Consider the following 20,324-nt stretch of genomic DNA (forward strand, 5'->3'; position numbering starts at 1 on the left):
TGTCTCTTATGAATGTGTTCGCTCATAAAACAAAGATAATAATTTTACTTACCATCGAACCCCGAAGCAGAGCTTCGAGGAATTCTTTTGATTAAATTTTGATACTCTTTTTCAAAATTATTAGTATTTAAAAATAAAAATACTCGACCACCCGCTTGGTTACCAATGCTATTTTTTTGTTTTTCATTTACAGCTTTAGCAAGTAAAAAAGAACATTCAGAAGAATTAGAAGGAGCTACTACAATCCAACGTTTTTCTTCAGATATTTTTGTGTCTTCAATTATAACAAAATTTAACTTTTGGGTATAATACAATATTGCTTCATCGTAGTCTTTAACAAGAATTGCAATATGTTTTAACTTTAGAGACATAAAAATTATTTTAATTCCAAAACAACCGCTTCGTAAGGTCTGAGTTCCAAACTTTTTGAAGCTATAGGATAATTGTTAATTAATACTTTAGCATTAGCAGTGCTAATTCCTGTATTTGCAGTTGCATTTTTTGAAGTAAAGTTTAACATAACCAATAATTTTTTACCTTCAAATTCTCTTGTATAGGAATAAACATTTGGATTTTCTTTGTCTAAAAGCGTATATTTTCCGTAAACCAACGCAAGATTTGATTTTCTTAATTTGGTCATTTTTCTAAAATAATTCAAGTTAGAATTTGGATCCTTTTCTTGGGCTTCAGCATTCAAAAAAGTATGATTATCATTTACTTTCAACCAAGGTATTCCTGTTGAAAATCCAGCATTATTAGATGCATCCCATTGGAAAGGAGTTCGTCCATTATCTCGTGCGCCACCTGTTTTTTGGTTTTCAATAAATTCATTCAAATCCCCACCAGCTATTTTAACCTTTTCATATTCAGCGAATGTTTCGATGTCACGATAATCTTCAATTTTATTAAATTTAGCATTAATCATTCCTATCTCGTCACCATTATAATAATAAGGCGTTCCTCCCATAGTTAACAAAAATGTAGTCAACATTTTAGAAGATAACACTCTAAATTCTGAAGCATCGTTCCCCCAACGCGATGTCATTCTGGGTTGATCGTGATTACCTAAATATATGGTTCCCCAACCTTTTTTGGCATATACATTATCCCAATCTGAATATATTTTTTTGAAATCTACTAATGAATATTGACCCATTTTTTTGAAATAGCCAGGAATATATCCCAAGTTAGTTCCTTCAAAATGATAGCCCATATCCAATTCTTTTCTATCTGGATCTACAAAATTCAGGGCAGTTTCTTTTGTCATTCCAGCGCCTTCAGCCAATGCCATACAGTCATATTTACTCAAAACTTCTTTGTTCATTTCTTTCAAATAATCATGCAAATGTGGCCCGCTTGCTAGGTATACATCCCAGCGTCCGTGATAATTCTTGTTTAATTCTTCTTGAGTGATTACTGGAAAAGTGGTGTCTTTTGCGATAAACGGAATCACGTCCATACGGAAACCGTCAATTCCTTTTTTGAACCACCAATTCATCATACTGAATATTTCTTGACGCAATTTTGGGTTTTCCCAATTCAAATCGGGTTGCTTGTAATTGAAATAATGCAAGTAGTACGAATCTGTTTGTTTATCATATCTCCAACCGCTTCCATCAGCTTCAAAAGCACCTGGACGAAAAGCTGGTTTCCCTTTTTCGGCTGGCCACCAATGATAGTAATCTCTGTATGGATTGTCTCGTGATTTTCTACTCTCCTGAAACCATTTATGTTCATCTGAACTGTGATTGACAACTAAATCCATTACTAATTTTAAACCTCTTTCATGCATCCCTTTGAGCAATGCATCAAAATCTTCCATTGTTCCAAATTCCTTCATAATCGATTGATAGTCAGAAATATCATATCCATTATCTGCATTAGGAGAGCCATAAATTGGGTTCAACCAAACCACGTCTATTCCTAAACTCTTGATATAATCCAGTTTAGAAATAATTCCTTTTAAATCGCCTACGCCATCACCATCTGTATCCTTGAAACTTCTTGGATAAATTTGATAAACAACAGCTTCTTTCCACCATTTTTTTTCAATTTTAGGTTCCTTTTCAACCATTTTTTCCTGAGCAATTATCAAACTGTTACTTGTAATAATCATTAAAATAATAACACTAATTGTGTTTTTTGCTTTTATAAATTTCATTTGTTTGTTTTTATATTGGTTTTTTTGCCTTTATTGTTTTGATTCCTTTAGGAAATAATAGGCAATAAAAATAGAATTCGTTTTCCAATATCTTGGGTTTTTGATGTCGAAAAAGCATTTGAAGCCTCGAAAACGTTTTCGATTCTCTATTATTAAAATTGTATACAAATTTATTTTTTATTGAAATTTTGGATTAGGTATGAATATTATTATAAAATAGGCAAATTCAAAAACCAACATTCACAGAGGAGTTTTAAGTTTTGTTAATTCATGTTCCTGGTAAAATTGCTCAAGCTTTAGAGGCTTAATCTTTTAAAACTTAATTCGGAATATTCATGAATTTTGCAATTTCTTCATTTGTGATTTTTGGATTTGCACCTTCATTACTTGCTACCAAAGCACCTAATGCACATGCAAAATCGATTGCTTTTTGCGGTTCATCACTAGTCAATAATTTACTTAATAATCCAGCAAGAAAAGAATCTCCGGCTCCAACAGTATCGGCAACATCAATTTTATAACCACTGTTGTAATACATTTTTCCTTTATAATACAAAACAGCTCCATGATTTCCTTTTGTTACACAAATGCTTTTTACTTTAGTTTGTTCTGCAATAAAAAGTATATTTTGTTCCAATGAATGAAATGGGGAATTAAAATATTCGCTAATTTCATACAATTCATCATCATTAAATTTAATGAAATCAGACTTCAACATTAGATTAATAAGCAATTCTTTGGTATAAAAAGGCGCACGTAAATTGACATCAAATATCTTGTATTTTGCAATTTTCAAAAAGCTCAACAAGGTTTTATATGAAATCTCATCCCTGCAAACTAAGCTTCCAAAAACTAGAGCATCTGAATTTTTCACAGCCTTTTTAGCTTCAGGAGTAACTTCGATTTCATCCCAAGCCACAGGATAATTAATGGTATAAGTAGCCGATCCTTTTTTGTCTAATTGAACCAGAACTTCACCCGTTAAATAGGTTTCATCAATTTGAATTGTATCTGTGGGAACATTGTTTGATTGAATAAATGCTACTAATTCTTTTCCAATTTGATCATTCCCAACTCGGCTAATAATTTGGGCATTAATTCCTAATGACGCTAATCGCAAAGCCACATTCAAAGGTGCGCCACCAATTTTTCTATGTGTTGGGAAAACATCGTATAAAACCTCTCCAAAACAGACTATATTCGTTTTCATAATTATTTGTTATTTGACAGACTTTCTGATAATTCTTCTAATGTTCTTCCTTTCGTTTCAGGCATTTTGAAGTAAACCCAAAGCAATTGGAAAACCATCATAAGACAGAAAATGCTAAAAACAGTAGTTGTCCCAATTTGTTTGAATAAAAACGGGATAAATGACGGAATTAAAGCTGCCAAAACCCAGTGAACAGAAGTTCCGAAAGAAGTTCCTGCCGCTCGAAGTTTATTGGGGAATAATTCAGAAATAAAAACCCAAATTACAGCTCCTTGACCAATGGCGTGAGAGGCAATAAACAAGAAAAAAAACAAGGGAATTGCCATTCCTTTCCATTCAAAATAAAATGCAGTGGTCACTAATCCCAAAGAAATAATATAACCTACAGAACCAATATACATTAAAGTTTTTCGACCAAATTTATCAATTAATGAAATCCCAATCATTGTAAAAATTAAATTGATAATACCAATACCAATACTACTCAAAAACGATGCTGATTTCTCTAATCCAGCCAATTCAAAAATTCGGGGAGCATAATATAGAAAGGCATTAATTCCTGAAAGTTGATTGAAAAAAGCAATGAAAAAAGCCAATAATAATGGTTTCCTATACTTTTTAATAAAAATGGATTCGTCTTTCACTTCCTGTGACATTTCATTTACTATGGCGCGAATTTCAGACTCAATTTCGGCTTCTGTACGAATTTGTTTTAAAATTGCAACTGCTTTTTCTCGGTCTTTTTTATACTCTAAAATCCAACGCGGACTTTCTGGAATTCCAAAGACAAGAAGCGTATAAACAAAAGAAGGAAAAGCTTGTATTCCCAACATCCATCTCCAAGAATTTTCACCAATATCTTGCAAATAATAGTTAGATGTAAAAGCCATAAGAATCCCAAAAACAATATTGAATTGGTATAAAGCGACCAATTTGCCTCTGTCTTTAGCTGGGGCAATTTCAGAAACATAAGTTGGCGCAGCAATAGTTGATGCTCCAATTCCTATTCCTCCAATAAATCGAAAAATCGAAAAGAAAATTGGATCATTTGCAAATGCAGTTCCAAGTGAAGATATAAAAAACAGTATTCCAATGATAATTAATGTCTTTTTCCTTCCCAAAATATTAGTTGGAAAAGATCCAAAAATAGCGCCTATAACAGTTCCCCATAATGCGGAAGACATAACCACTAATCCGTGAAATAAATCCGAAGAACCCCATAATTGTTGCAGTTGTTTATCCGCTCCCGAGATTACAACGGTGTCAAAACCAAATAAGAAACCTGCAAATGCAACTATAATTGACCAATAAAGTATTTTTTTGTTTTTCATCTTTTAAGTTTAAAGAGTTACCAAATTCCTTTGATTTTATATATTGAAATATTTCTTATTTCTTGATTTTCATCTGATTGAATCGTAAGTTTCGTATATGGTTTTTTAGGAAAAATTTGTTCCGTAAAACTATAAACTCCGCCATTCAAGAAAATTTCTATTGATGACCAATCTAAAATAATTTGGTAATCTATGGTTTCCGAAATGATATTTGGCGTCGCAGTTGTATGAATTGATTTTTCGAAATTAGGTTCAAAATTCACGATTCCAGAATGTCTTCTATCAATAGAAAAAGTCTTTTGTGTACTATCATAATTTAGAACTAAAGAATCTTTAACATCATTTGAAAAAACCAATTTCAAATTTTTTGCATTCGCACTAAATTGTATTTGTGATTGATTCAGATTGTCATAATTCAAAGTCGTCTTTTGTTTCGATTTTAAAACAATTAAATCTTTATAAAAATCTTGTTTCAATTGTGATTTTAATTGTGAAACTGGCGAGTTTTTCAAGACATAATTATTGTTTATTTTAGAAAGAGAAATTTCTCTAGGAAGCGTCATCGCACTTCTCCAATTTTTTGTTGGTGTATTTCTTGCATACAACCAATTACTCATCCACCCAATAAATATTCGCTTATTATCTGGCGCATCATTATAGGTTATCCCTGCATAATTATCGGCACCGTTATCTACCCATTTGGTGTCGTTTTGGTTCGTTTTGAAATTTTTACCATCAAAATCTCCAATAAAATATTGTGTTCCAGAACCACCGTTTGGTGCGCCAGGATTGATACTGATTAGCAACACCCATTTTTCTTCATTCGAGTTTTCGACTTTAATTTTAAAAAGATTGGGGCATTCCCAAACACCACCGTGAGCTCCAATTCCTTTCCCAAATTCGCTTTCCAATTTCCAACTAATCAAGTTTTTCGAAGTATAAAATTGAGCGTAATCACCGGCTACCAATATTAAATTCCAGGTATTTGTTTCCTTGTTCCAAAAGACATTTGGATCTCTAAAATCTTTCAAATCAGGGTTCGCAATAATTGGATTTTCATTATATTTCAACCAAGTTTCTCCTTCATCAAGACTGTATGCTAAACCTTGTGATTGTACATTTATTCCTCCCGCTTTTTCAATTTGCATATTATGATAAGTGAATATTGCAATCATTGCTGGATTTTTCAAAGTTCCCAATCCCGAAGTATTATTGACATCCATAACTGCACTTCCTGAGAATATATATCCTAATTTATCAGGAAATAATGCAATTTTATGGTGTTTCCAATGTATTAAATCAGTGCTCGTTGCATGTCCCCAGTGCATAGGTCCCCAAACAATATCTTCTGGATAATATTGATAAAATAAATGATAAATTCCTTTATAAAATACCAATCCGTTAGGATCATTCATCCATTTTTTTCCTGGTGAAAAATGAAATTGTGGTCGAAAAGCTTCTTTATACTTTTTTGATGAATCAGCAACAATTTTTTCATTCGATATAACAGTATAATTAAGATTTTGTCCGTTTGTATAAACAGAAAAAAAGAATGCAATAAGTAGAAAAAGAAGTGTTTTTTTTTTATCAATTTTCATTTTAAATATTAAATAGATTGATAAAAATAGAATTCGTTTTTGTACTATTCTGAATTTTATTAGCTAAATAGCTTTTGAAGCATCGAAAACGATTTCGATTCCTCGTTATTAAAACTTATTAGATAAATACGGATATTAATAAATATTTTGAATAGGTTTGGTTTTTTAATTAAAATATTATGGACTCAAATTTCAAATTATTGTTTTTATTGCTCCTAACTAGCACTTCCTTTATTGGGCAAACAAAATCTGACGAATGGCATTTAGTGGCTAATTCTCGTGAAAATTATTTTGGTGTAGCCATGGCAAATGGTCAAATAGGAATCGTGACAGATGACACTCCTCTTAAAACGAAAGAAATTATTTTAAACGGCGTGTATGAAGGGAGTCCTGAAAATGGAATTAGTCGAATTGTTCGTGGTATCGAATTTTTAAATCTACATTTAAGCATAGATGGCCAACAAATAGAATCTAGTACTATTTCTAATTGGAGTCAAGTAATTTCGATGAAAGAAGGAATGAGTACCACTTCTTTTTCGTTCAAAGATTTGGCAACCATCAATTATACCATTTTGGCCAATCGAGCGGTTCCTTATTCGGCGATGGCGATTATAGAAATTATCCCTAATAAAGATATCGAAATACTTGCCAATAATTATATGTTGGTTCCTGACGAATTAAAAGAAGCAAAAAGTCAATTTCGAGTATTGAAAGACAATCAATATTTAATGCCTGTTTTTGGAACCACAGCTAAAACTCTAAACGGAAAATATACTGTTTCTGCAGCAACAACTTTTCTTTTTGATGGAACAAGTGAAGAGTTGAAACAAACAGGAAATGAAGTTGGTTTCACTAAAAAATTATTCAAAGGCAAAAAATATCGTTTTGCTATTGCCGGTGGAATTTGTACTTCTAAAGATTTTACCGATCCTTTGAACGAATCCGAAAGACAACCTATTTATGCTCTTCAACAAGGAATTGATAATTTGCTAAGTCGTCATAAACTTGCTTGGGCTGAATTATGGAAAACAGGAGATGTCCAAATCGAAGGCGATCTTGACGCCCAACAACGAGTTCGTTTTGCACTGTATAATTTATATTCTTACATCCGTCCAGAAACTAGACAAAGTATTGCTCCAATGGGATTGTCATCCCAGGGCTATAATGGACATATTTTTTGGGATTCTGAACTTTGGATGTATCCAACGCTTTTGGCATTGCAACCCGATATGGCAAAATCTTGTCTGGATTATCGTTCTGATCGTTTGCAAAAAGCCAAGCAAAAAGCAACAATTTACGGATATAAAGGTGCAATGTATCCTTGGGAATCTGATGACACCGGCGAAGAAGCAACACCAACTTGGGCTTTAACTGGTATTTTCGAACAACATATTACGGCAGATGTGTCGATTGCTTTTTGGAATTACTATGCCTTAACTCAAGACAAATCTTGGCTGCAAAGTGAATTTAAAGTATTAAAAGAAACTGCCGATTTTTGGGTAAGTCGCGTAGTAAAAAATACAGACGGAAGTTATTCAATTTTGAATGTAGTTGGAGCTGATGAATATGCACAACATGTAGATGATAATGCTTTTACCAATGCATCTGCAATTGAAGCTTTAAAAAATACCATTAAAGCAGCAACTATATTAGACGAACCAATTGATCCTAAATGGCAGGATGTTTCTAAGAAATTAGTCATTCATAGAGAAAATGGAATTACACAGAATTACAAAGGTTATAAAGGGCAAATCATAAAGCAAGCAGATGTAAATTTATTGGCTTATCCTTTACATATTATAACTGATAAAGCTCAAATCGAAAAAGACTTGGATTATTATGTAGAAAAAATTGATAAAAAAGATGGCCCTGCAATGGCTTCTGGAGTTTTGTCGGTTTTATATTCAAGATTGGGAGATAAAGAAAAAGCATACGAATATTTCGTAAAATCGTATTTACCAAACAGTCGTCCTCCATTTGGGGTTTTTTCAGAATCAGCTAATAGCAATAATCCTTATTTCGCTACTGGTGCCGGTGCAATGCTTCAAGCAGTAATTTATGGTTTTGGAGGTGTAGAACAAACGGATATGGGTCTTAAATACAATAAAGGTCTTCTGCCTAAGCATTGGAAATCTCTAAAAATTATTGGAGTTGGAGTTGAAGACAAAACGATTACTATAAAATAAATCTTATGTTTATATTGCCACAATCTTTGGAAATATAATTTCTTAGATTGTGGTTTTTTTTATGCTTATTATTTAGAAAATTATTTTTTTGTAATAACGCTTATTAAAAAACTTTTGAGTTATTATCAAATGAAAATTTCCTTAACATTAACTTATTTTATTATAAAAAAGAATCAAATAAAGATTTTTTATAGTTTGACAAATTAATTTTTATCGTTTTGATAATGAAGTAATTGTGTTTTTTAATTGTCAATTTGATGAAAAATATTTAGAATGAATTTAGCAATTGTTTTTGAAGTGGCTAGACAATTCCTTTTTATCTGTTTAATTTATCAAATCTTTAAAATTAAATGAATAAAATTATATTATGTGTTTTTTTATTTTAATATAAATTTCGTACTCATAAAATTTTAACAGGTAATTTACAAAATCGAAAACGTTTTCGATACTACTATAACGTTTTAGTTATGTATTTCTTAATATTATCATAAAAAAATAGTTTATGTTTGGAAAAGTTATTTAAACTAAATAAAAATAATACTAACCAAACTTATTTATTACGTATGAAAAACAGTCTAATCAAAGGCTTAATGGTGTTTCTAACGATGCTATTTACGAGTCTGACTTATTCGCAAGATGTGTCAGGAACAGTATCCGATTCTAGTGGTCCACTTCCCGGGGCTTCTGTTTTAGTAAAAGGAACAACAAATGGAGCTCAAACCGATTTAGATGGTAAATTTATCATCAGAAATGTGGGAACAAATGCAGTTTTAGTTTTTAGTTACATCGGACTAAAATCGCAAGAAATCAATGTAACAGGAAAAAGTAATTTAAACGTAACTTTAATTCCTGACAATGCTGAGTTAAAAGAAGTAATTGTTGTTGGTTACGGTACTGTTAAAAAGAAAGATGCAACAGGCGCTGTAGATATGCTTACTTCAAAAGAATTTGACAATGTAGCAGCCACTTCGCCAGCAGAATTGTTAAGAGGTAAAGTTTCTGGAGTACAAGTTACAACATCAAGTGGTGAGCCAGGAGCTGCTATATCAGTTAGAATTAGAGGAAACTCATCAATTCGTTCTGGAAATGAACCTTTGTATGTTGTAGATGGTGTTCCGTTAGGCGGTGGAAATGTTTCTGCTAGTGGAGCTGAAATACGTGATTTAGGCGTTTCTGCTGCAAGAAATCCTTTAAACTTTATCAATCAAAATGATATCGAAAGCATATCTGTTTTGAAAGATGCCTCTTCTACTGCAATTTATGGCTCTCGTGCGGCAAATGGTGTAATTATAATTACTACTAAAAAAGGAAAATCAAAAATCCCCACTATAACATACGGAACCTCTTATAGTTTTAGCAAACCAGCATTGAATGGTTTCAAATTATTAAGTGGTGATGAATTTGTAAAAGCTGGCGGACCAGATAAAGGTTCAAAATCTTACAATTGGGAAGATGCAATTTTACGAAATGGATTTACCCAAAATCACGACTTAACCTATAGTAGTGGTACTGAAAACTCTAACACAAGAGTTTCAATAGGCGCTACAAATTCAGAGGGTGTTGTAAAAAACACTGGTCTTGATAAGTATACTATGTCTTTTAATAATAGTAATACTTTTTTTAATGGATATTTAAAATTAGACACAAATTTACAGTATGCTGCTCTAAATGATGAAACTACATTATTAAGTACTAATGCTGGTTTTATTGGGAATTTAATTGGTACAGCATTGTACTGGAATCCAACTTTACCAATAAATCAACCGGATGGTTCTTATACTTTTGTTGGAGATAGTTATTTAAACCCAGTACAGTTGCTAAATTCATATAAGGATTATTCCAACACAAATAAAATATTGGGTAATATTGCTGCTACTTTAAAAATAACTAGCAAACTTAAATATAAATTTTTGTTTGGAGTAGAAAATTCAACTTCAACTAGAAAACGCCAATTGTTGCCAACTATTAGAATTAATAGTGCGGATTTACAAGGTAATGATACTGCAAATGGTGGAGTATTAAAAAGAGGATTTGCTGAAATAGCAGGCGTTAACCAATTCAACAAAACTTTTGAAAACACACTTGCCTATGACAACAGTTTCAGTGATAATTTTAAATTAAACGGATTATTAGGTTTCTCTTATTATTCTTATGACACTAATGGAAATCAAGCTAGAGGAAAAGGATATGTTCCAGAACAAACTAATTTGATTGACGATATTCAAGGTGGTATTGCAAATGAATTTAGAGTAAGTTCCTATAAAAATAAAGTTGAATTACAATCGTATTTTGCAAGAGCAGAAATGGTCATTTACAAAGATTTTCTTCTAACAGGTTCAATTCGTTTTGATGGTTCTTCAAAACTAGGTGCTAATAATAAATGGGGAGCCTTCCCTGCTGTAGGTGCTGCATATAAAATAATCAGTAGTAAAGATGGTATAGTAAATGATTTCAAAGTAAGAGGAACTTATGGTCTTACTGGTAATTCAGAATTTCCTGTTTACTCTGCTAATGCTAGAACTGTTTATGAAAATGGGGGTACACCAAGAGCAACTTCTGGTACTAGCTTGGACTTACGTTGGGAAACTACAACTACTTATGGTGTAGGTACCGATTTCACGCTAATCAATAATCGTTTAACAGGTTCGTTAGATTATTTCCATAGAGACACAAAAGATTTAATTTCACCTATTCCAGCAGCTTCAGGACAACCAGGTCCCCCATCGATAAAAGCTGAAAACTTAAAAGGAAACTTAATCAATACTGGTTATGAGGTTGGATTAAACTATAAAATTCTTGATAATGAAGATATGTCTTGGTCTGTTTCAGGAAATGTAGCATTCTTAGATAATAAAATTGAAAATTTTCCTGTAGATTTATTGGCAGGAGGCATCAACGGGCAAGGTTTGTCAGGAGCTTATGCTGAGGTAATTAAAAATAACTATCCATTGTATACTTATTTTTTATATGACTTTCAAGGATATGATGCAGCAGGAAATTCTATTTATACGGATGTTAATGGGGCACCAACAGGTTTAGGAACTGCGGACAAAAAATACCTTGACAAACGAGCATTACCAACGATGAGTTATGGTTTCTCTACTAATTTTACTTATAAAGGATTTGATGCAAGTACTTCATTCTATGGTGCTGCGGGTCATTATTTATACAACAATACTGCTAATGCTTACTTCGTTAAAAGCGCCTTGTTAGGTGGTAGAAACGTAACCCAAGCTGTAGGCGCATCTACTCAAAATGGGTCAGATCCAAACTCTCCTTCCACTAAATTTTTGGAAAAAGGAGATTTCTTAAGAATGGGTAATTTAACATTTGGGTACACTTTGAATGGCCCTACAATGGATAAGTTGAAAATTAAATCTGCTCGTTTCTTTGTAAGTGCAAATAACTTATTTGTAATCACAAGCTATTCTGGATTTGATCCTGAAGTAGATACTGATAAAACGCTAAATGGAGTACCTTCTGCGGGAATGGATTATTTATCCTATCCTAGAGATAGAAGTATAGCTCTTGGTCTTAATGTAACATTTTAATTAAAAGAAAAATGAAAAGAATAAATATAATAAAAAGCATCTTATTTATGGGTACAATTACTTTTGGAATAAGTTGTACAAATTTAGATGAAGAAGTTTTAGATGGTTTCGTAAATGCTAGCGGAACTGGCGGTAATGTAAATACTGGTAATTTCTTACAATCCGCATACGAGGGATTAAGAACCTTTCAAGGTCAGGGAGGTACATTTACAATGGACGAAATGTCTACAGATGCACTTGTTGGGCCTACAAGAGGGAGTGACTGGGATGATAACGCGAAATGGAGACAATTTCACGTACATACTTGGGGTGCAGATAATGAGGAAATTAGAGGTGCTTATAATGATTTATTGACACAAGTTTACAATTGTGACTTGGTAATAAATAATACGGCAACTGATGATCAAAAAACTCAAGCAAGATTTTTAAGAGCTTTTTATTACTACAATGTAGTAGATTTGTTCGGTCAAGCACCGTACAGAGAAGTAGGATCTGCTATTACAGATCCTCCAAAATTTTGGTCAAGAAAAGAAGCTACTGCTTTAATAATCAGCGAACTTGAAGCTGTGCTTCCAAAATTACCAACTCGTGTTGCTAATGATGCAAGTATGGCAAATAAAGATGCATGTAACTTTTTATTAGCTAAATTGTATCTTAATAAAGCAGTATTTAATGCAGCAAGTCCTGCAGGACCTTACACTTTTGATGCAGCAGACATGAACAAAGTAATTTCCTATGTTGATGCAATTACATCAACTTTGGCTACAGATTATTGGAGCAACTTTGCACCTACCAATAATACTTCTAATGAAATTTTATTCTCCTCTAAAAATGTTTTAGGAAATGGTGGAGGTATACAATCTCGTTGGAGAATGGGTATGCACTACAACCAAACTCCAGATGGATGGAATGGATTTGCTACTGTAGCGGAGTATTATAATAGATTTGCTACAACTGATGATCGTAGACAACACTCTACTCCTTCAATTATTGCGAATTTTGGAAATCCAATTGGTTTTCAAATAGGACAAATGTACAAACCGGGAGGAGTTACTCCGTTGAAAGACAGAAATGGTAACCCATTAATCTTCACTCCTGCTGTAACTCTTGTAATATCTAATGCTACTGCTATAGAAACAGCAGGTATTCGTACACAAAAATACGAACCGGACAACGCAAATTTAGGTGCTCCTGAAAATGACTACGTATTAATGCGCTATTCTGACGCTTTATTAATGAAAGCAGAAGCTGCATTACGTGGTGGAACAGGTGGAGCTGCTGCTGCTAAAATAATAATCGATCAAATAGATGTTAGAGCAAAGCTTGTAGCAGGTACAACTCCAGCAACACTAGACGGTGTTTATTTAGAAAGAGGAAAAGAGTTATGGTTTGAAGGTTGGAGAAGAAACGATATGATTCGTTTTGGTAAATTTTTAGCAGCTAGAGAATTAAAACCAGCTGTGTCTGACCCTAAATTCTTACTTTACCCAATTCCAGCTGATGCATTATTCAACCCTAATGTACAACAAAATCCTGGTTACTAAGTTTAATTTGGTTTTTTAATATTTTTGTGGTTAGTTAGTAATAAAGAGGGTATTTTACCCTCTTTATTTTTTTTAATTATATTTGAAATCTTATTTTTTTATTAAATTATATATTATAATTTAGGCAATTGTAATCCCACTAATTTCCTAACCAAACTCAACATAATATGTTTAAACGGATTGTCTCTTTTTTCGTTCTTATTCCTTTTTTAAGTAATTGTTCAAAAGATAATACTGATTCTTTATTTACCAAATTAGAAGCTTCAAAGACTGGGATTAATTTCGTCAACGAAATTAAGAATGGTAAGAATATGAATATATTTAAATATCGTAATTTTTACAATGGAGGTGGTGTTTCTATAGGTGATATTAATAATGATGGGCTTGCCGATGTTTTTTTTACTTCGAACATTGGTGAAAACAAACTCTATTTAAATAAAGGAAATTTTAAGTTTCAAGACATTTCCAAATCTTCTGGAATTGTAATTACTAAATCTTGGTCAACAGGCGTGGCAATGATTGACATCAACGGTGATGGTTTGTTGGATATTTTTGTTTGCAATGCTGGAAATGGCATAGATGCAACTCGAAAAAGCGAACTTTTTATCAATAATGGAAACCTTACATTTACAGAAAAAGCGGCTGAGTATAATCTGGCTGACACCGGAATTACAACTCACGCGGCATTTTTTGATTATGATAAAGATGGAGATCTTGATGTATATATATTGAATAACAGTTTTATCCCTGTAAGCAGTTTAAATTATTCTAATAAAAGGGAATTACGAGACAAAGATTGGAAAGTAAATAACATTTTAAAAGGCGGAGGTGATAAGCTGATGCGCAATGATAATGGAAAATTCGTAGACGTTAGTGAATCCGCTGGAATTTATGGAAGTCTTATTGGTTTTGGTCTTGGAGTAACTGTTGGAGATGTAAATGGCGATTCGTATGAGGATATTTATATTTCAAATGACTTTTACGAAAGAGATTATCTCTATATCAACAACAAGAATGGCACCTTTTCAGAACAGATACAAAGTTGGGCTTCGCACACCAGTCAATCTTCGATGGGAGCTGACATGGCAGATATTAACAATGATGGTAAAGCTGATATTTTTGTAACAGATATGCTACCCGAAGGAGATGAAAGACTGAAAACAACAACTAGTTTTGATAATTTTGATTTGTTTACAAGAAAGTTAAAATTGGACTTCTTCAATCAATATATGCAAAACACTTTGCAACTCAATTCAGATAATAATCAATTTTTAGAAATCGCAAATTACGCCGGAGTATCTAAAACAGATTGGAGTTGGGGAGCATTATTATTTGATATGGATAATGATGGATTTAAGGATATTTATGTTTGTAATGGTATTAATAATGATTTAACGAATCAAGATTTCATGGACTTTTTTGCAAACGGTTTAATGCAACAAATGGTCGTTACTGGCAAAAAAGAACAAATAGAAAATATTATTGCCAAAATGCCAAGTACTCCTATTCCTAATTATGCATTTAGAAACAACAAAAATTTAACTTTTACAAATGAGGCAACAAATTGGGGGCTTGATACACCTAGTTTTTCAAATGGTGCCGCTTATGGTGATTTAGATAATGATGGCGATCTTGATTTAATAGTCAATAATGTAAACCAAGAAGCGTTTGTATATCGAAACAATTCTGAGAAAAACAAAGCAAATCATTTTGTTAAAGTAAAATTAAAAGGAGAGAATCTTAATAAATTTGCGATTGGAAGTGTAGTCGAATTATTTTCTGGAAAAGAAATTCTACGTCAAGAATTAATACCTACACGTGGTTTTCAATCTTCGATAGATTATGTTTTAACTTTTGGTATTGGTGCAAAAAAAATAGATTCACTTCGCGTTATTTGGCCCAATCTGAAAACGCAAACTATCAAAAAGATTAAAAATAATTCAACATTGACTTTAAAGATTGGAGATGCTGTATTAGCTAAACAAAAAGTAGAAATAGCCATTAACAAACTTTTTTCTGAAAAATCAAATTCGATGGCAGCACATTTTGAAAATGATTATATCGATTTTGACTTTGAAGGGCTGATTTCAAAAATGTTATCTCAAGAAGGTCCAGCGTTTGCTGTAGCTGATGTAAATGGAGATGGAAATGAAGATGTTTTTATAGGAGGAACAAAAGGACAATCAGGAAAAATTTACTTGAATAAAGGAAATGAATCTTTTGTACAATCACCACAAAAAGAATTAGAAAAGGATATGTTATTTGAAGATACAGCTGCAAGCTTTTTCGATGCCGATCAAGATGGAGATATGGATTTATTAATTGGATCAGGAGGGAATGATAAGGCAGATCAATCAAATTATAAAAACCGTTTGTATTTGAATAACGGAAAAGGAGTTTTTGTGAAAAGTAATTCAAATATCCCTACCGCAAATACTAATGTTGCAGTAATTGCTGCTTATGATTTTGACGATGATGGAGATATAGATGTTTTTATTGGCAGTCGCAGTGTTCCTGGAGTTTACGGAATTGTACCAAAACATTTATTTCTAGAAAACGATGGAAAAGGAAATTTTACAAATGTTACGGACAAAAAAGCATTTAAATTAAATGAAGTTGGCATGATTACCGATGCAGTCTGGGAAGATATTGATAATGATGGGAAAAAAGATTTGATCATTGTGGGTGATTGGATGGCGCCTCGTATTTTTAAAAATACAGGAAAAAGACTTGCTGATTATAAATCTAACCTAATTAATTATTCGGGTTTTTGGAATGCAGTAAGTTGCGTTGATTTGAACAACGATGGTAAGAAAGATTTAGTACTAGGAAATAGAGGGACTAATACGGCCTATAAAGCAACTACTTCTAATCCGATGAAATTATTTGTAAATGATTTTGATAATAACGGAACTATAGAACAAATTTCTACTCGTTCAATTGGAGGAAGGGATCTGCCGATTCCTTTAAAACAAGAATTAGCAAAGCAAATTCCGATGATAAAAAAGGAGAATTTAAGTTATACTGATTATTCTAAAAAATCTTTTCAAGAATTGTTTAAACAAGATGTTATTGAAAATTCTATTCAACATACAGTAACAATTCAAGAAAGTGTGATTGCAATTAATAAGGGAAATGGAAACTTTCAAGTGACTGCATTGCCCAAAGAAGTTCAGTTTTCTACAGTAAACGCTATTTGTACGATGGATGTTAATAAAGATGGAATTTTGGATATTATTCTTGGGGGAAATCAATACGGATTTAAACCACAATTTTCTAGAATTGATGCTAATTTTGGTTCCGTACTTATCGGAAATAAAAAAGGAACTTATACTTGGCTGCCCTATGCAGAGTCTGGTTTTGTTGTAAAAGGTCAAGTAAAACATATTAAAGCGATTAAGAACAAAAACAAGTCAGAAACTGTTATTGCAGTTGTAAATAATAGTAAACCAGTAATTTTTAAAAAGAATGAATAATTTTTATAAAACCATCATTATTTCTTTACTATTGATTGGTTGCTCAAAAAAAGAAAATCTATTGTTCGAAAAGTTAGATGTTAAGAATACTAATATCAATTTTACCAATGAATTATTACCATCAAAAAACATTTCAATATTAGATTATCTCTATTATTATAATGGCGGAGGTGTCGCTCTTGGGGATATAAACAATGATGGTTTAGTAGATATTTATTTTTCATCAAACCAAGGAAAGAACAAATTATATCTAAACAAGGGAAATAATAAATTTGAAGATATTACCGGGAAAGCTGGAGTAGAAGGACAAAGTGATTGGAGCTCCGGAACCGTTATGGCCGATGTTAATGGTGATGGGTTTTTGGATATTTATGTGTGTGCTGTTGTTGGAATTAATGGCTTTGAAGGTCATAACGAATTATTTATCAATAATAAAAACAACACATTTACAGAAAGTGCTGCTGAGTATGGATTGGATTTAGATAATTACAGCTCATCTGCTGCTTTTTTTGATTATGATTTAGATGGTGATTTAGATATGTATTTATTAAACCATGCGGTGCATTCTGAATTGTCTTTTGGCAATGCTGCTATCAGAAATAAAAGAAGTTATGAATGTGGAGATAAACTTTTTCAAAACAATAATGGGAAATTTGTTGATGTATCAGAAAAAGCAGGCATTTTTGGAGGGGCAAATGGGTATGGTTTAGGCTTAGCTGTTGCGGATTTTAACTTAGATGGCTATCCAGATATTTATGTTGGCAACGATTTTCACGAGGATGATTATTATTATTTAAATAATGGTGATGGAACTTTTACCGAAAGTTTAAAACAGTATTTTGGTCATACAAGTCGTTTTTCAATGGGTGTAGATGTCGCCGATATTAATCATGATGGATTTCCCGACATTATGACTTTAGATATGTTACCCGAAGACGAGAAGGTATTAAAATCTTCTCTAGGAGATGATAATGTACAAATGATGAAAATGAGAACCGAAAAATTAGGCTATCATTACCAATATTCGAGAAACATGTTGCAACTAAATCAAGCTGGGCAATACTTTACAGAAACTGCTTTATTGAGCGGAGTAGCGGCAACAGATTGGAGTTGGAGTACCTTATTTGCAGATTATGATCAAGATGGAGAGCAGGATATCTTTGTTTCTAATGGAATTCCAAAACGACCAAATGATTTAGATTATGTGAAGTATTATTCTAACGATCAAGTTAAGACGAAAATCACTACCACAAAATTACTCGATAAGCAAGCACTCAACAAAATGCCTACAGGAAATGTCCCAAACTATATTTTTCAAGGTGGAGCAGATTTGAAATTTATAGATAAGTCAAAGGATTGGATTGAAAAAGATTCTATTATTTCTAATGGAAGCGGTTATGCTGATATTGATAACGACGGCGATTTAGATATAATTACAAATAATATAAATGCTGTGGCTTCAGTCTATTGTAATCAAACGAACACAAAATCCAATTATCTAAAAATTAAATTGCGATTTCAAGGTCAAAACACTTTCGGAATAGGCTCAAAAGTAATCTCATACAGTAAGGGAAATAAACAGTTCAAAGAGCTACAAACAACTAGAGGTTTTCAATCGTCATCGGAACCAATAGTGCATTTCGGCTATGGTAAGATATCAATGTTAGATTCGATTGTGGTAATCTGGCCTGATAAAACTTTTCAAACTTTGAAAGGGGTCAAAGTCAATCAAACAATAACTATAAAACCTAATACAATCAGAAAAACCTTTGATTACAGCACATTGCATCCTAGAGTTTTACCATTACTTCAAAAAATAACTTCTAATTTAGGAATTAATTTTACTCACCAAGAAAACGACTATATTGATTTTACAGTTCAAAAATTGATTCCGTATCAAAGATCTGACAGAGGACCGGCTGCAGCTATTGGCGATCTAAATGGTGATGGAAAAGATGATGTTTTCTTTGGCGGCTCAAAAGGGAAAAAAGCTGCCATTTATTTACAAAATAATTCAGGGTTTGCTTTAAAAGAATATTCAGCAATAAAGAATGATTCTGTTTTTGAAGACGTTGCTGCAGTCATTGCTGATTTTAATTTAGATAAAAAAAATGATCTCTTTATCGCTTCTGGCGGTGGAGAAAACGCATCAAATCTTCAAGATCGATTATATCTCAACGGTATAAATCAAATGACTAAAACAACCTTGCCAAATCTAGTCCAAAATGCTTCAGTAGTTAAATCATTTGATTACGATTCAGATGGAGATTTAGATATTTTTATTGGTAACAATTCTCTTAACAATCGATTTGGTAGTTCATCAGATTGTTTTTTGTTGAATAACAAAAAAGGAGTTTTCACTCTTGTTCAAAGCAAGACTTTTGAAGGAATAGGAATGGTTACTGATGCCGTTTTTACCGATTTCAATCAAGACGGTAAGTACGATCTTATTGTAGTAGGAGAATGGATGAAACCAACATTTTTTGCAAATAAAAACGGAAAATTTACCAATGTAACCCAAACTGTTTATCCTGAAGAAAATAATGGTTTATGGCAATCGGTCTTACCTTTTGACATTGATAAAGATGGAGATTTAGACTATTTGGTGGGTAATTGGGGTGTTAATACCAAGTTTAAAGCTTCGGCAACTTTTCCTATAAAAATGTACTATGACGACTTCGATACCAACGGAACTTTTGAAACAATTGTTGCCATCGAAAAGAATGGAAGTTATTATACAACTCTGGGGCTTGACGAGTTAGCAGAACAGTTTAGCGGAATGTTAAAAAAGAAATTTGTTACTTATAAATCATTTGCAGGGAAAAAATTAGAAGAGATTTTTGATGCCAAAATGCTAGAAAAAGCAAAATTATATGAAGTTCATAATTTAAAATCGGGTTACCTGAAAAACGAAAACGGAAAATTCACTTTTATTACTTTTACTAATAAACTACAAGTTGCTCCTATCAACTGTTTTGTAAAAGCTAATTTTGATTCGGATAAAGATGAAGAGGTTTTTGCTGCTGGTAACTACTTCGGCGTGACCCCATACCACAGTAGATTGGACGGTTTTGCAGGTGCATTGATTAAAAACAACAAAAAGATCTATTTGGGAAATGAAATTGGAATAAATTTAACACAAAAGGCAGTTCGTCATCTTGATATACTAACTCTTAATAACAAAAAATATATGTTAGTGACAATCAATAATAAGCATGCCGAGGTTTATGAAATAAATAATAACAAAACAAAATAATTTTAATAAAT

The 20,324-nt window shown here is 32.4% G+C and carries 10 protein-coding genes; 5 read left to right on the forward strand and 5 right to left on the reverse strand.

Annotation, left to right across the window (positions count from 1 at the left end; all coding sequences use genetic code 11):
- Window positions 1–44: 44 nt before the first annotated feature.
- The 5 genes from ACH2BV_RS13365 to ACH2BV_RS13385 all read right to left on the reverse strand — a co-directional run bounded on the left by ACH2BV_RS13365 (window position 45) and on the right by ACH2BV_RS13385 (window position 6,300).
- Window positions 45–371 (reverse strand): VOC family protein, encoded by a 327-nt coding sequence (locus tag ACH2BV_RS13365; RefSeq protein WP_395051242.1) that lies wholly within the window; start codon window positions 369–371, stop codon window positions 45–47.
- 5 nt (window positions 372–376) lie between these two features.
- The gene (locus ACH2BV_RS13370) at window positions 377–2,161 is read right to left on the reverse strand and encodes an alpha-glucosidase (protein WP_395051243.1); all 1,785 of its coding nucleotides are present in this window, start codon (window positions 2,159–2,161) and stop codon (window positions 377–379) included.
- Between the two features lie 319 nt (window positions 2,162–2,480).
- A complete protein-coding gene (locus tag ACH2BV_RS13375) occupies window positions 2,481–3,371 on the reverse strand; it encodes a carbohydrate kinase (RefSeq protein WP_395051244.1) in 891 nt (296 codons plus the stop codon).
- 2 nt (window positions 3,372–3,373) lie between these two features.
- Complete coding sequence (locus ACH2BV_RS13380; RefSeq protein WP_395051245.1) at window positions 3,374–4,702, reverse strand: sugar porter family MFS transporter; 1,329 nt, start codon at window positions 4,700–4,702, stop codon at window positions 3,374–3,376.
- 17 nt (window positions 4,703–4,719) lie between these two features.
- Window positions 4,720–6,300 (reverse strand): glycoside hydrolase family 32 protein, encoded by a 1,581-nt coding sequence (locus tag ACH2BV_RS13385; protein ID WP_395051246.1) that lies wholly within the window; start codon window positions 6,298–6,300, stop codon window positions 4,720–4,722.
- A gap of 179 nt (window positions 6,301–6,479) precedes the next feature.
- Between ACH2BV_RS13385 and ACH2BV_RS13390 the strand changes: the two genes are divergently transcribed.
- The 5 genes from ACH2BV_RS13390 to ACH2BV_RS13410 all read left to right on the forward strand — a co-directional run bounded on the left by ACH2BV_RS13390 (window position 6,480) and on the right by ACH2BV_RS13410 (window position 20,313).
- Window positions 6,480–8,486, forward strand: a complete 2,007-nt coding sequence (locus tag ACH2BV_RS13390; protein WP_395051247.1) for a glycosyl hydrolase family 95 catalytic domain-containing protein — start codon at window positions 6,480–6,482, stop codon at window positions 8,484–8,486.
- Window positions 8,487–9,049: 563 nt separating this feature from the next.
- Window positions 9,050–12,037: a SusC/RagA family TonB-linked outer membrane protein gene (locus ACH2BV_RS13395; protein ID WP_395051248.1), complete on the forward strand. Its 2,988-nt coding sequence runs from the start codon at window positions 9,050–9,052 to the stop codon at window positions 12,035–12,037.
- Window positions 12,038–12,048: 11 nt separating this feature from the next.
- Window positions 12,049–13,581 (forward strand): RagB/SusD family nutrient uptake outer membrane protein, encoded by a 1,533-nt coding sequence (locus tag ACH2BV_RS13400; protein ID WP_395051249.1) that lies wholly within the window; start codon window positions 12,049–12,051, stop codon window positions 13,579–13,581.
- Window positions 13,582–13,748: 167 nt separating this feature from the next.
- A complete protein-coding gene (locus ACH2BV_RS13405; RefSeq protein ID WP_395051250.1) occupies window positions 13,749–17,057 on the forward strand; it encodes a VCBS repeat-containing protein in 3,309 nt (1,102 codons plus the stop codon).
- Window positions 17,050–20,313 (forward strand): VCBS repeat-containing protein, encoded by a 3,264-nt coding sequence (locus ACH2BV_RS13410; RefSeq protein WP_395051251.1) that lies wholly within the window; start codon window positions 17,050–17,052, stop codon window positions 20,311–20,313. Before ACH2BV_RS13405 ends, ACH2BV_RS13410 begins: the two co-directional genes overlap by 8 nt.
- Window positions 20,314–20,324 lie beyond the last annotated feature (11 nt).

Source organism: Flavobacterium sp. (genome assembly GCF_043780635.1).
In the GTDB taxonomy this organism is placed as follows: domain Bacteria; phylum Bacteroidota; class Bacteroidia; order Flavobacteriales; family Flavobacteriaceae; genus Flavobacterium.

Coding starts and splice junctions, on each gene's coding strand:
- ACH2BV_RS13365 (WP_395051242.1), bottom strand. CDS start 371: ATGTCTCTAAAGTTAAAACATATTGCAATTCTTGTTAAAGACTACGAT.
- ACH2BV_RS13370 (WP_395051243.1), bottom strand. CDS start 2,161: ATGAAATTTATAAAAGCAAAAAACACAATTAGTGTTATTATTTTAATG.
- ACH2BV_RS13375 (WP_395051244.1), bottom strand. CDS start 3,371: ATGAAAACGAATATAGTCTGTTTTGGAGAGGTTTTATACGATGTTTTC.
- ACH2BV_RS13380 (WP_395051245.1), bottom strand. CDS start 4,702: ATGAAAAACAAAAAAATACTTTATTGGTCAATTATAGTTGCATTTGCA.
- ACH2BV_RS13385 (WP_395051246.1), bottom strand. CDS start 6,300: ATGAAAATTGATAAAAAAAAAACACTTCTTTTTCTACTTATTGCATTC.
- ACH2BV_RS13390 (WP_395051247.1), top strand. CDS start 6,480: ATGGACTCAAATTTCAAATTATTGTTTTTATTGCTCCTAACTAGCACT.
- ACH2BV_RS13395 (WP_395051248.1), top strand. CDS start 9,050: ATGAAAAACAGTCTAATCAAAGGCTTAATGGTGTTTCTAACGATGCTA.
- ACH2BV_RS13400 (WP_395051249.1), top strand. CDS start 12,049: ATGAAAAGAATAAATATAATAAAAAGCATCTTATTTATGGGTACAATT.
- ACH2BV_RS13405 (WP_395051250.1), top strand. CDS start 13,749: ATGTTTAAACGGATTGTCTCTTTTTTCGTTCTTATTCCTTTTTTAAGT.
- ACH2BV_RS13410 (WP_395051251.1), top strand. CDS start 17,050: ATGAATAATTTTTATAAAACCATCATTATTTCTTTACTATTGATTGGT.